The organism is Mesorhizobium sp. IMUNJ 23033 (genome assembly GCF_044778005.1).
In the GTDB taxonomy this organism is placed as follows: domain Bacteria; phylum Pseudomonadota; class Alphaproteobacteria; order Rhizobiales; family Rhizobiaceae; genus Mesorhizobium; species Mesorhizobium amorphae_A.
Map to the genome: position 1 here is coordinate 111300 of NZ_JBJACT010000004.1, position 13098 is coordinate 124397.

At 59.1% G+C, this 13098-nt stretch carries 11 protein-coding genes; 5 read left to right on the forward strand and 6 right to left on the reverse strand.

The genetic code is table 11. From position 1 onward, the window contains the following. Positions 1-83: 83 nt before the first annotated feature. The 5 genes from ACFX5Q_RS05780 to ACFX5Q_RS05800 all read left to right on the forward strand — a co-directional run bounded on the left by ACFX5Q_RS05780 (position 84) and on the right by ACFX5Q_RS05800 (position 5395). Complete coding sequence (locus tag ACFX5Q_RS05780) at positions 84-1202, forward strand: NAD(P)/FAD-dependent oxidoreductase (RefSeq protein ID WP_404276087.1); 1119 nt, start codon at positions 84-86, stop codon at positions 1200-1202. A gap of 969 nt (positions 1203-2171) precedes the next feature. Then, positions 2172-2654, forward strand: coding sequence for a hypothetical protein (locus ACFX5Q_RS05785; protein WP_404276088.1), 483 nt, complete (start codon positions 2172-2174; stop codon positions 2652-2654). A 51-nt stretch (positions 2655-2705) separates the two neighbouring features. Beyond that, a complete protein-coding gene (locus ACFX5Q_RS05790) occupies positions 2706-3413 on the forward strand; it encodes a hypothetical protein (protein WP_404276089.1) in 708 nt (235 codons plus the stop codon). Between the two features lie 165 nt (positions 3414-3578). Next, positions 3579-4649 carry a YcaO-like family protein gene (locus tag ACFX5Q_RS05795; protein WP_404276091.1) on the forward strand — a complete coding sequence of 357 codons (1071 nt, stop codon included), beginning with the start codon at positions 3579-3581 and terminating at the stop codon, positions 4647-4649. After that, complete coding sequence (locus ACFX5Q_RS05800; protein WP_404276093.1) at positions 4646-5395, forward strand: TfuA-like protein; 750 nt, start codon at positions 4646-4648, stop codon at positions 5393-5395. Before ACFX5Q_RS05795 ends, ACFX5Q_RS05800 begins: the two co-directional genes overlap by 4 nt. A gap of 16 nt (positions 5396-5411) precedes the next feature. Here the strand turns inward: ACFX5Q_RS05800 and ACFX5Q_RS05805 are convergent, their stop codons facing one another. The 6 genes from ACFX5Q_RS05805 to ACFX5Q_RS05830 form a co-directional block, all read right to left on the reverse strand. Further along, the gene (locus tag ACFX5Q_RS05805) at positions 5412-7280 is read right to left on the reverse strand and encodes a tetratricopeptide repeat protein (RefSeq protein WP_404276094.1); all 1869 of its coding nucleotides are present in this window, start codon (positions 7278-7280) and stop codon (positions 5412-5414) included. 513 nt (positions 7281-7793) lie between these two features. Next, on the reverse strand, positions 7794-8039 hold the full coding sequence (locus ACFX5Q_RS05810; RefSeq protein ID WP_404276095.1) for a dihydrofolate reductase family protein: 246 nt from the start codon (positions 8037-8039) through the stop codon (positions 7794-7796). Next, on the reverse strand, positions 7939-8493 hold the full coding sequence (locus ACFX5Q_RS05815) for a hypothetical protein (protein WP_404276097.1): 555 nt from the start codon (positions 8491-8493) through the stop codon (positions 7939-7941). Before ACFX5Q_RS05815 ends, ACFX5Q_RS05810 begins: the two co-directional genes overlap by 101 nt. 169 nt (positions 8494-8662) lie before the next feature. Beyond that, positions 8663-11557 carry a 2Fe-2S iron-sulfur cluster-binding protein gene (locus ACFX5Q_RS05820; RefSeq protein ID WP_404276099.1) on the reverse strand — a complete coding sequence of 965 codons (2895 nt, stop codon included), beginning with the start codon at positions 11555-11557 and terminating at the stop codon, positions 8663-8665. 1 nt (position 11558) lies between these two features. Beyond that, entirely contained in the window at positions 11559-11810 is a 252-nt protein-coding gene (locus tag ACFX5Q_RS05825) for a sarcosine oxidase subunit delta (protein WP_404276100.1), read from the reverse strand. Positions 11811-11820: 10 nt separating this feature from the next. Then, positions 11821-13062, reverse strand: coding sequence for an FAD-dependent oxidoreductase (locus ACFX5Q_RS05830; RefSeq protein ID WP_404276102.1), 1242 nt, complete (start codon positions 13060-13062; stop codon positions 11821-11823). Positions 13063-13098: the final 36 nt, after the last annotated feature.

Sequence of the window (13098 nt, forward strand, 5' to 3'; positions counted from 1 at the left end):
TCTTGTCCAAACCCATCTTTGACGCAATGCCGCGGCGCCGACAAGATCGGGCAGGCAAAGGTTGCTGTTTGCAAGGGGCCACTATGGATGTGATCGTGCTGGGCGGCGGACTGATGGGGGCGGCTTCGGCCTATTTCCTCGCCAAGCGTGGCGCACGCGTGACGCTGATCGAGCGCAACCGGATCGGCACCGGGGCAACTGTCGCCTCCTTCGGCAACATCCGGCGCACGGGACGCCATCTGTCTCAGCTTCCGCTGGCCCACCGCTCGCTCAGCCTATGGGGCGAGGCCGAGAAGATGCTTGGCCGCGACGTAGAATTCCGCGCCACCGGTCATATCCGGCTGATCTTCGATGAAGGCAGTCTCGCCGACATGCGGGCCTATGCCGAGGCGGCGCGGCCCTGGGGGCTCGAACTGGAAGAACTTGGCTCGCGCGAGTTACGTTCCCGCTTTCCCGGCCTCGGTCCCGAAGCGATCGCGGCGTCGTTCTCTCCGCAAGATGGCAGCAGCAATCCGCGGCTGATCGCCCCTGCCTTTGCCGAGGCGGCCCGCAAGCTCGGCGCGGAAATCGTTGAGGGAGCTCAGGTCGAGAAGATCACCTACACGGGCTCCGGTTTCCTTATCGCCAGTCCAAAGGGCACGTTCGCTGCCGAGTGCCTGCTCAATACCGCCGGCGCTTGGGGCGCTCGCATCGCCGCGCAGTTCGGGGACGATGTTCCGCTCGACGCCCGCGGCCCGCAGATGGGCGTGACCGAGCCATTGCCGCATCGGATCCTGCCGGTGGTCGGCATCTGGACCCGCGACAAGGACCATGGCGCCTATCTGCGCCAGGTCGAGCGGGGCAACATCGTCTTCGGCGGCGCCGCCGAAAGGGTGGCGGTGGACCTGGATCCCGGCCATGCGGCCGCCGATCCCATGCGCCTTCCGTCGCAATTGCGCGCCGTCGCGCGCCTTCTGCCGTCGATTGCTCAGGTCGCGGTCATCCGCACCTGGTCCGGCTGCGAGGGCTATATGCGGGACATGCTGCCGGTCATGGGACGCTCGGCGACGACGACGGGTCTGTTCCACGCCTTCGGTTTCAGCGGACACGGCTTCCAGCTCGGTCCGGGCGTGGGCGACGCCATGGCCGAGCTCATCATGACCGACCGCTGCGAAACGCCGCTCGATGATTTCAGGGTCGATCGCTTCAGTCGCACCGCTTAAAGACACAACTGCCGACCATCAGCGCTCCATGCTTCCATTTGACCGCTGGTGGGCGACTGGGCCGAATTGGGGAGCACGAAGCTGCTAGAGTTCGGCCTGGATGTATGGCGGCTTTCGGACGACTCAATCCTGGCTAATGTCCGATTTGAGGCGCGTTCCTGACATTCAGCCTGAAGAGGTGACGACAGGATACCAACCCAGGGACCTACGTTCTTCAGTTGGCACGCGCTCTCGACCCAGATTCGCAGATTAGCTAGTTTGGCTTAGCCTTAGCAGCGAAGCCTGAACTGACTGTTGGATGAGTGTCGGGAAAGGTGGCAGCGCCCTCCCGCTACCAAAATAATAAGCTATTGAAATAACTAGTAAATCGCGCATATGTGGTAGCGCCTCCAGACAAAATTACTCAATAATTTCAATGCTGCACGACGACGCTACCAACAGGATGCCCATATCGGTCACGAGCAGTCATTCGGGCTGAAGACCGAACGCGGTCGACGGCGAACGGTGACGGATTGTCGCTGAGTATGCGATGCTATGTGCATCATTGGTCCGCAGAGGAGCGTTCCCGCTCCTGGTGAAGCCGCGCTGAAGCCGCCAACGACCGCCCGGCGACGCGCGCCGGCTGGTCAGGTTGGATAGCCGCCGGGGCAACGTCCGCCCGCGGATCAACGTTTTTGGACGGAAAGGAGCATGCGAGCTCCCGGAACAGCGTGGAAGCGCCCGTAGCAGTCATTCGCCGCCAGTTCTCGAAAGGCGACAATTTGGCCGGAAGCAGAATGTCTGCTTGTGGTGCAGCGAAGAACGATAGCGGGCGCTCAACCTCCAAGGTCCGTATCGCGAGTTGACCCAACGCGGACGCTCGATGATGTTCGAACACTCGGCGGCGGACTAACGGGCAGTAGGTGCTAGTTCCTTCGCTCCAGCTCGATTACACTAAGTTCTTGCGGATCACTCCAATCGGGGACGTCCATGGACGTTGGCAGTTGGCTGCGAAGCTTAGGCCTTGGCCAGTACGCAGCTGCGTTCGAGGAGAACGCTGTCGATGCCGAGATATTGCATCATTTGACCACTGACGATCTAAAGGATCTTGGTGTTGCCCTCGTTGGCCATCGACGTAAGCTGCTTTCCGAGATTGCGGCACTGCGTGTTGAGCCTGCCGTTGTCACCTACAGCAAAGACACAGGCGCCGATGATAGGGTGGCAGAGCGCCGTCAGTTGACGGTGATGTTTTGTGACCTGGTCGGGTCAACCAAACTTTCTGTAGAGCTCGATCCAGAGGACTTCCGGCAGGTAATCGCCAGCTATCAGTCGGCGGTGACTGAGGAAGTAGGCTCGGCGGTTTCATCGCCAAATACATGGGCGACGGTGTGCTCATATTTTTCGGCTACCCGAATGCACACGAAGATGGCACAAACCGCATTGTACCGCAACCGGACTAGTAAAAAATGCTGACACGCAGCCTCGGCTTCTATACGACCTAATTCTGTTGATGAGGAGGGAAATATGCCTGCAGGTGATCCTAACTTCTGTGCAACTTATACCGCCGATCCGGATGTCGATAAATGGATTGAAGAGGGAAACGAGGAGTTCTACGTCCGATACAAAAATTGGTTGGATGCCGGTTCCCCCAAAGAAATCGATCATATGACGTACTTTTTCGAAGACAATAAAGAATCGAAGAAGAAACTTGAAGCAGGCGAGTCTCCAAAGGTCAACGGTGGCATTCGTCAATCTGACTGCAAGGATTTCAATGATTTCGTCGCTGGCTACGTGCCGATTGTATTAAATCGCGCGGCGCTGGCACGAGCGGACCTTCATGCGATAAGATCTTCTGACAAGGATTTGTTGCAATTTCGGGCAGCTCTTTTCAGCTACTTCGTAGGCGATAAGCTAAGTGATGATGAGAAGCGAACCATAAACGGAACGCTTTTTGTCCAAGTGGACATTCAGCCGATTGACGCTGGTGGAGGTGAGGCGGACAAGAGACTTTACGCAATTCCGGGGAACGCACTTGTCGGATTCGACCGGAATCTCGGCGACAAAAGGTGGAAGTATGTCGATGAGCAAATTACGAAAGCGCTAGATTCGATACGTGGCAATGTCATCAACATTTCCGGTGCCGTTCAGCTTCGGCTTGGAGGGAAAGGAACGGTGCCGATTTATGAACCGATCACAATTGGTGACGGTATGGTTATCATGGGCCGCAACTAGCGGTCTCGTGAAGCGGTGGTGCGCAAGCAAACCCTTGGGCGAGAGAATTGCGCTGCGGAACGAGTCCTTTGTTCTTCATCCGCAGCCGTCCTCCGTGGTTCCGCGACCCTCAGTCCTGCATTAGCTGCATGCTGGGAATTGATACCGGAGGCCGGCATTACCAGGGTGGCAGACATAACTGGATTGGACGAAATTGGACTCTGCGTTACGTCAGTGGTTCGCCCAAATTCACGGGCCCTTACAGTTTCATCTGGAAAGGGCTCGACGATTTCACAGGCGTGTATCTCTGGACTGATGGAAGGGTTGGAGATTTTCCATGCAGAGCGATTTGCTGACTGGATTCCGTTTGGCGAGCTTCCCCGTGATTGCGTAGTTCCCGATCTATCAGACCTCCCGCACACAGTTGACAAAGAAGCCCCTAAGGCAGCAAAGCCATGGCTGCGTATGGCGACAGGGTTAGAGTTGATCTCAGGCGAAACCGCAGCCGTTCCTTTCGGACTAGTGCACACCGATTTCAGAAGCGAGACGTTGCAGAAAAATGACGGCTTTGTGGTCTGCAGCAACGGGCTTGGCGGGGGCAGCTGCTACAATGATGCGGCAACTCATGCATTGTGCGAGGTCATCGAGGGTGATGCCATCGCTCTCTTCAAGGCATCGCAGCCGGGCAGCTTTGGAAGGGTCGATTGGAGGGCCATCGAAGACGACGAATCCCAGAACCAATATGCGAGGTGTCGGAGCCTTGGCATTGCCGTCACTGCTTGGGACATAACTACTGAGATTGGCGTGCCTTGCTACTATTGTCGTTTGGTCGAGCGTGAAAAGGGGCCTGTAGGCATCCCCGTCGCCACGGATGGAGCAGGTTGCCATCCACTACCCGCCATAGCTCTCCGGCGTGCATTGTTTGAGGCTATTCAAACCCGCGTTCTTTTGATTTCGGGGGCCCGCGACGACCTGAGACCACGCCACTATTCCGCCAAAGCGCCGAACGACACTTGGACCGCAGAGATACGGCTTCGCGATTCAGAGTGCTCGGACCGAACAGCGTCAGGACTGCTGAAATGGCTGGTCAGTCGCCTTGTTGTGGCGGGCTTTCGACAAGCCATTGTTGTTGATCTAAAGAGCCGCTCCTCGCACCTTTCGTTTGTTAGGGTAGTAGTGCCTGGCTTGGAAACCTATCCGTATGCCGTGGGATACACAAAGGGCCGACGCGCAAGAGCGGCTAAGCTTTCGCAATGAAACCTGTCCTATTTGTTGGGCCCACGTTGCGATCGGTTCCCAAGGGCGCATCATTTGATTGGCGCCCACCAGCACAACGCGGAGACATTTACCGTGCCGCAGCGGCCGGCGCGCGTATGATTGGCCTTATTGACGGATGCTTCAGGACTGTTCCGTCTGTCCTGCACAAAGAGATTCTTTGGGCGCTGAACGGCGGATGTGCTGTTTTTGGCGCCGCAAGCATGGGCGCGATCCGGGCCGCAGAACTCTACCCATGCGGGATGATCGGAATTGGAGCGATCTTTCACGACTTTGTTAGCGGGCGAATAACGCGCGATGATGAGGTTGCAATTGAACACGGCCCTGCGGAGCTTGGCTTCCCACAAACCTCGGAGGCCCTAATCAACATACGATACACTTTGAGAGAAGCCGTCGCTCTCAACAAGATCGCGACGCGAGCAGCCCGTGAAATCGAAGAAATCGCTTCAGCAACATATTATGCGCGCAGAAATCTTGCTAACGCGATCGATGCTTACAACGTGCGCTGCGCACCAGATGGTCGAATCAACACCGAAGTGACTAATTGGTTCTCGCAAAACCGAGTCGACCAGAAAAAGCGAGACGCCCTTGAGTTACTAGCTGCAATGAACCAATACTTGGAAACAGGGCAGTTGCCTAAAAATCAACTATTTGAGTTCGAGGAAACGATTTTCTTCGCCGAATTTCGGGCCGCAATGGATAATCCGATCATTCGCGATTTCACATAGGGAATCTCTATGCAAGTCACACGGCATGTCCCATTGCGCCTTGCTGCAACTTCGCCTGGCAAGCTTCCGACAAGACGACGTAGCGAGGGTGATCTCGGACCGGTGCGAGATCGAGATCCTTCGGGATCCATAAGGCAAACTCTTGAGGCATCCTTGGAACACATGCTTCCAACAAATCTATAGACTTATCTATCTCTCCTATTTGCGCCAAGGCGCAGGCGAGATTATATTGGTCCGTTGCGTCATCGGGATCGATAATCAAGGCCCTCTCAATCCATTCGCCTGCGCGCTCTCTTTCACCTAGACGGGCTAGAGCTAAAGCCCCGTGCGCAAGGGAATTCGCGTTGTCAGGACGCGCGGCTACCGCTTTTTCGATTCTCTCTAGCGCGCGGTATGTGGCGGTAGTCGACTCCTCGTGTCGACCCAGTGATTTCAGGGCTAAGGCCATCAAATTGAGTGCGGTATAATCTGTATCGAGCAGGCCAGATGCCAGTTCGAGGTGCTCTATAGCTTCTACGTTCATGCCACACTCGGAACACGTGGTTCCGAAATTCTGATGCACATCAAATGAGTGAGAGTCTAACCTAAGAGATTCCCGGTGTGAGACAAGTGCTTCTTCGAACTTTCCTCTTTCAGCTAGGATGCGCCCCATGGCAGCGTGGGCCTCCGCCGAAGTTGGGTCTAGCTCCAGAGCCCTCTTCGCTGCTTCAAATCCAGAATCGGAAGTCCTGCCGCAAAAATTTAGGTAACAAAGACATAGGGCTGATAACGCCCATGCGCGGGCGTAGTTTGGATCCAGTCCTATTGCCTTCTTGCATGCGCGCAGCGCGATCTCGTAGTTGCGCGCACCGCGGATTTCGAAGTAGCGACGGCCCATCAGGTAAAGTCGATATGCTTCGGTATCGTGAGTGGAGCGTGTTACGATCGCCTCGCGCTCCTCGGGAAGCAGACGAACTTTCAGCGCAGCAACAATCGCGCTTGATAGTTCGTCTTGCAGAGCAAACACGTCGCTGAAATTGCGGTCGTAGCGCTCCGCCCAAACATGAGTGTCCTTCATCGCGTCGATAAGCTGAGCGCTTAGGCGCACACGGCCACCAGACTTGCGGACGCTCCCCTCGAGCACGTATGCGACCTGAAGCTCCTGAGCGATCCGATTGACCTTGATCTTGCGTCCTTTGAACGAGTACGCCGTACTCCTAGAAAGCACCTTTAAGGCGGAAATTCTCGATAGATCCGTAATAATATCGTCCGTAATGCCATCGCTGAAATATTCTTGTTCTGGATCGCCGCTAATATTTGCGAACGGCAAAACAGCTATTGATAGACCGACCTTCTTGGGCTGATTCTCATTTCGGCTGGTACCCGAGGAACGGCCACCCGACACACTATATATGCGCAGCGGGCGCGTAATATTTTTGAGCGAACGCTCACCCAAATCTTCGAACTGGAAATTGCCTTTTCCGTGGACTTGTCCAAATACCATTTCGGAAATTACGATGCCGCCGGGATCCGCCTCGTGCTCCAGCCTAGCGGCGATGTTGACACCCTCACCGTATATGTCGTCGCCCTGCGCGATGACGTCGCCAATATTGATTCCCATGCGGTAGAGGACTTGCTTTTCCGGGGCCACGTTGTTGTTCGCCGTGGCCATGGCCCCTTGCAGCCCCAGGGCACATTCTACCGCGCTAACAGCACTTGGAAATTCCAATAGAATACCGTCGCCCATTAGCTTGACGACTCGACCATTGTGCGCAGCTACCAATGGTTCCAGAATTTCGCTTTGACGAGTCCTGAGGGCGGCGAACGTGGCAGCTTCACTTGCCTCCATAAGCCGACTGTATCCAACCACATCAGCGAAAAGAACGGCGGCGAGACGGCGCTCCAACTTATCCTCCGGTCGACTATAGGTAGCGATCGACAACAACTGAGTCTACTGTTTTGATTCGCTTCCCTACCGACCTGCGCTAGGTCGCTACTAGCGTCCGCTTTCAGGCAGTGGCAAAGATGGCCGCAACGGCAGAGTTGCGGCGCAAAGCTGCCGTTCGCGTCGTGGAAACCGTGCGTCGGCTTTGGGTCAGACTTTCCCGTTCCCACCGGTCTTTGCAGCACAAGACAGGTCCATCACGCTCAACACCGTAGAAAATATCGCAGGGTTTCCGAATGTGGGGAAAGGCGGTAGCGCTCTCCCGCTACCAAAATCACGCTAAACATCTGAAATAGACAATAAATGACCGTTCGATGGCAATGGTCCAGTTGAATTTGGGCGAACGATTTCAGTGTGCCGCCTTTGTCCGCCAATGTTCAGACCGGGAACTACCGCTTCGCGCCAGAAGCGGACACCTGTGTCGACTCGCTTCACTCGGTCTCACAGGAGCTCCCCAGCATGCAGGCAGCCGGGTTACGCTCTAGGCTCATGCCGCATCGCGACCGCCCCTGAGACGAACTCTTGCCGGCCCACGAGCTTCAACTCGACATACTTCGATAATCCCGCGAACAGCGTCGGCCCGTGACCCGCCAGCCTAGGCTGCACCACGAACTCGTACTCATCGATCAACCCGAGCTCCGCCAACGCTAACGGGAGCGTCACGCCTCCCACGAACAGTCCCTTGCCCGGGGTGAAGAGCCGCCAATTGAAAGCCTGCATCCGTTCCCGCCGCGGTCTCGGTCAGGACATCCAGCGCAAACGCCGCCGAGGCGATGTCGATGAAGATATCGTAGGACACCGCGCCAAAACGGTCGAAACGAGCCACAACCGCATCCAGATGCAGGGCGCGGGTCTGGGCGAGATGAGCGGGTTTCAGGCTCTCCGGCCTCAGATCGGCCATCGAGATCCGCCGCATCAACGCAGGCGCCGCTGGACCCGATATCACGAACCACGCCCAGCCCTCGTCGCGATAGGCTTCGTATCCTTTGGCCGCAAGCTCGCTGTCGTGCCAGGCCTTGCGCAACTCGCGCAACCGCGCGCCGCTGCCACCGGGAGGCGCCGTCAGCAGCACCTCCTGTTGGCCCAGCCGCAACACCGACGTGCCGCAAGGCAGGGTAAGCGCAGTATTCACCGCCTCGGGTGCGGATAGACCTGCTTCACCGAGCCAGTCCATCGTACCTAGCCCGCGCAGCCCAAAACGCTCCGTCTGGGTACAGTCGAAAACGACGTTCTCATGCGCTCCGGGGAGCGCATCTCTCCGCGCAAGGCTTTGCTCCAAGGCGCTGTGGCGTAAGCTCGGCTCAATCTCGACTGAGACTCCAGGATGGGGGCGCGGAAGCATCTTACATCTCCTGCCGTTGGTTTTCGGGATCATAGAATGGGGTAGGCACCACTCTGGCCTCCAGTTCCTTGCCACACAGGCCCCGTATGCGCAGACTGGATCCCGGCGTCGCATCACGCGGGTCGGCATAGGCGAGCCCGATCCATTTGTTCAGGGTTGGCGACAAACAGGTCGATGTGACAAAGCCCACCGGGCGTCCGTCCCGCAGCACGAGGCAGGATTCCGCCAGCCGGATGCCGTGCCCTTCGGGCAGTTCGAAGCCGCACAGCTTGCGCTTCAGGCCCAGCTTGCTACGCGCTTCTACGGCAGTCTTCCCCACATATCGGGCCTTGGTCTTGGACAGCGCCCAACCCATGCTCAGCTCATCCGGCGTCGAGAGTGCATCGGTATCCTGCCCAATGATGATATGCCCCTTTTCCAGACGCAGGATACGCGAGGCATCCAGCCCATAGGGTTGCAGACCGTAGGGTGCCCCTGCCTCCAGCAGCTTTCGCCAGAGTGCCGCTCCGAAAGATTGCGGCACGTGAAGCTCGTAGCTCAACTCGCCGGTAAACCCGATGCGCATGATTCGAGCCGGGCACAAGCCGATCACGCCGCTACGGCCATTGAGATAGGGGAAGCCGTCCGGGGAGAGATCGATGTCGCCTCCCAGGGCCTTGAGGACCTTGCGGGCCGCAGGTCCGGTGACATTGATCGCGGCGAACGCGGCGGTGACGTTCTGGATATCGACCTGCATGCCCCATTGCGTGTTCAGGAACAGCATCTCGGTAAAGACGCGGGCGACGGCGCCGGTGGTGGCGGTCACATAGAATTCGGTCTCGGACAGGCGGAAAGCCACCCCGTCATCGATGACCGATCCCATGTCGTTCAGCATAAGGCAGTAGCGGACGCGCCCCACCGGCTGCCTGGCATGGGCCATCGTATAGATCCGGTCGAGGAACGCGCCGGCATCCGGACCACGGATCGCCAGCTTCCCCAAGGTCGAGACATCCAGCATGGCGACCTGATTGCGCACAAGCGTGACCTCATCCCGGATCGCTTTCTTGACGTCGCGATTTCCGGCGTAGTGCAGCGGCCGCCACCATGCCCCGACCGGTGCCAGTTTCGCTCCGCCGGCGACATGTTCGGCATGCATGGCGGTATGGCGGTAGGGCACATGGTTCGGGCCTGCGAGCAGGCCAAGCTTTTCAGGGCCGAAAGGCGGACGCGAGGTGGTGATCCCGACTTCGCCCACCTTGCGCCCGGTCTCCCGAGCGACGATCCGGGCCGTTGCCAGGGCGGAATGCCGGCCCTGCGACGGCCCCATGCCGACGGTCGAATAGCGCTTCACCAGTTCAAGCTCGCGATAACCGTCGCTGACGGCATTCTTGATATCCTTGATCTGCAGATCCTCGTCGAAATCCACGAAATCCCGCCCTTTGGGATGGGGGGATAGTTCCTGGAGACAGTTCATCTCCGGCGCACTGGCATCCGGGATGACGTCCGGGTGGACGCAGACATGGCCGGCGCCCTGCGCTGCGGCCGCGCCCGCGATCTCGCCGCTGCGCAGCACCGATTTCAGGTCGAAATATCCTGCCGCCGATCCGGCAACGTGAAACGCTTCCGGCAGATTGCTCAGCACGAATTGCCGACTGGCCTCGTCAAATCCCAGCTTTGCCCCGGCATGCAGGGGGAGCTGGTAACATGGCGTGTAGCCAGCCGCGACCACCAGGTGATCGCAGTCCAGCTGTTCCGCGCCACGCTCGGGTGTGCTGAAGCGGATGGCTCGGATATGGCGATTGCCTCCGGTCCCCAATGCTTCCGTGACGGTAGCGTTCGGGATGATCCGAATGCCGCGCTCGATGAGGCGCTTCGCGAGGATCTTGCCGGACGCATCGGCGGCGGGATCGAGAACGGCGAACAGCGATACGCCCGCGTCGAGAAGGTCGAGGGCAGTGAGATATCCATCCCGGTTGCCGGCAAAGACCACGGCGCGCTGGCCAGGACCAACCGCATAATGGCGCATCAGTCTCTGCGCCGCGGACGACAAAAGGATACCCGGCAGGTCGTTGTTGCGAAACACCAGCGGCTGTTCATGCGAACCTGCGGCCACCACGACCTGCTTGGCGCGAACTCGATAGAGCATCTCGCCCTGCAGCACCGGAAGCCAGTTGTCGGCAAACCAGCCATTGCATGTCGCACCGGTCAGCACCCGTAGATTGCCGAGCTTTCCGGCCGCTTCGCGCAGCGTCTTCAGGGTTGCCTCCGCCTCTGCCGTCTCGAGCCCGAAGCGCGCATAGGTCAGGGCGCCGCCGAGCTCCGGGTTCAGATCGACCAGCAGCACCTGTGCCCCCGCTTCGGCTGCCTTGATGGCGGCCGACAGACCGGCCGGGCCCGCGCCCACGACCAGCACGTCGGTGTGCAGGTTTTCCTTGATGTAGTGGCCGTGATCGGCGGCCGGATCGACCTTGCCGAGGCCGGCCGACTTACGGATCATCGGCTCCCAGAATTTCAACCAACTCTTCGCGCCGGGGCGAAAGAAGCTGCGATAGTAAAATCCGACGGGCATGAAGCGCCCCAGCCTGTCGAGCACCGCGCCACGGTCGTGCTCGGCCGTTCCGCTGACGTTCTGGGCAGTGACCTTCAACCCTTCGGCAATCGGGCGCAGATCAGCGCGGACATTGGGCTCATCCGGCAGCTGCACCAGCGTGTTGGCGTCCTGCCCGGCCATGGTCAGAATTCCGCGCGGACGGTGGTATTTGAATGAGCGCGACAGGATCCAGCGGCCGGTTCCAGCCATGGCGGAGGCAATGCAGTCGCCGGCGAAACCTTCGAGCGCGCGGCCGTCGAATTCAAAGCGGATCTTGCGGGTGCGATCGAGACGCGATCCCCAGGGAAGCGGCAACCGTTCGGTCATGTCAGGCGGGCTTTCGGCTGGGAAGATAGGTGGCAACAATCTGGTCGCTGACGGTGTGGCGTTCGGCGATCAACACGGTGTTGGACGCGGTGTGCCGCCACCATTCGCGCATCACGCCGAGCGGGTTCTCTCCGTAGAACAGGGACTCGATCAGTTGCTCGGGCTGTTCGGCGCTGGCCGCGCGGACCGGCCCGAGATACTGAAATTCGGTAATGTTGCGAGGCCCATTCACCGGGCAGGTCAGAAGTTTCATCGAAGCCTCGTCAATGGCTGGCGGCCGTGGCGCCCATTTCATTCAGCAGCGCAAAGCTGTCGAACCGGCGCAGGTCGAATGGTTTCAAGACATCGGGCACGCGCCCGCTGGCGATGGTCTCGGCCATACGCTTGCCGGCCACCGGCGTCGCCTTGAAGCCCCACGTTCCCCATCCGCAGTCGAGCCAGTAGTTTTGCAGCGGTGAGGCTCCCATGATCGGGCTGTAATCCGGCGTCATGTCGGTGATCCCCGCCCATTGCCGCAGCAGCTTAACCTTGTGCAGGAAGGGGAAGAGGTGCAGCGCGCCTTCGGCGAGATGTTCCTTCTGGTCCAGCGTCGAGCGGGTCGACGCCAGCTGGTAAGGGTCGGAGCCGCCCCCGATGACGACCTCACCACGGGAGGATTGCACCAGATAGGTGTGCAAATTGGCGGATGAGACAAGTATGTGCAGGAATGGCTTCAACGGCTGCGTCACCATTGCCTGCAGTGGGAAGCAGCGTATCGGCAGCTGGATGCCCGCCATGGCGGCGACCTGGCCATTGAGCCCGCCCACGGCCTGCAGCACCTGCCCGGCGGCAATCGCGCCGCGGTTGGTCTTGACGTGGGTGACCCGGTCGCCCGCGCGCTCGAAGCCAGTGACCTCGGTACGCTGGTGGATCTCCACGCCACGCTCGCTGGCATGCTTGGCATAACCCCATGCCACGGCATCATGGCGGGCAGTGCCGCCGTCGGCATGCCAGAGCCCGCCCATCACTTCGTGCTGGCCACCGAGATCGAGGTTCAGATGCGGGCAAAGCTCCTTCACCGTCTGGACATCGACCACTTCGATGCGGGTGCCCACATGCTTGCCCATCTCGGCACGCAGATGGAAACTGCGCAGCGTCGCTTCGGAATGCGCGAGCGTCAGCTGCCCGCGCTGCGAAAACATGACGTTGAAGCCGAGATCCCGCGACATCGTCTCAAAGAGTTCGACGCCTTCCTTGTAGAAGCGGATCGATTCCTCGGTCATGTAGTTCGAGCGGATCGTGGTGGTGTTGCGCGCCGTATTGCCGCCCGCGAGATAGCCTTTCTCCAGCACGGCTATATTGCGAATGCCATGCACGTTGGACAGGTAGTAAGCCGCCGCAAGACCGTGACCGCCGCCGCCGATGACCACCACGTCGTAGGATCGCTTCAGCTCGGGCGTCAGAGGAATGTCGCGAAAGGAAGCGTGCCTGGCGCGCAGACCGTATTTCAGCAAGGAGAAAGGCATGGTTTCCTGCGGTTCAGCAGCTGGGATCGAGCCTTA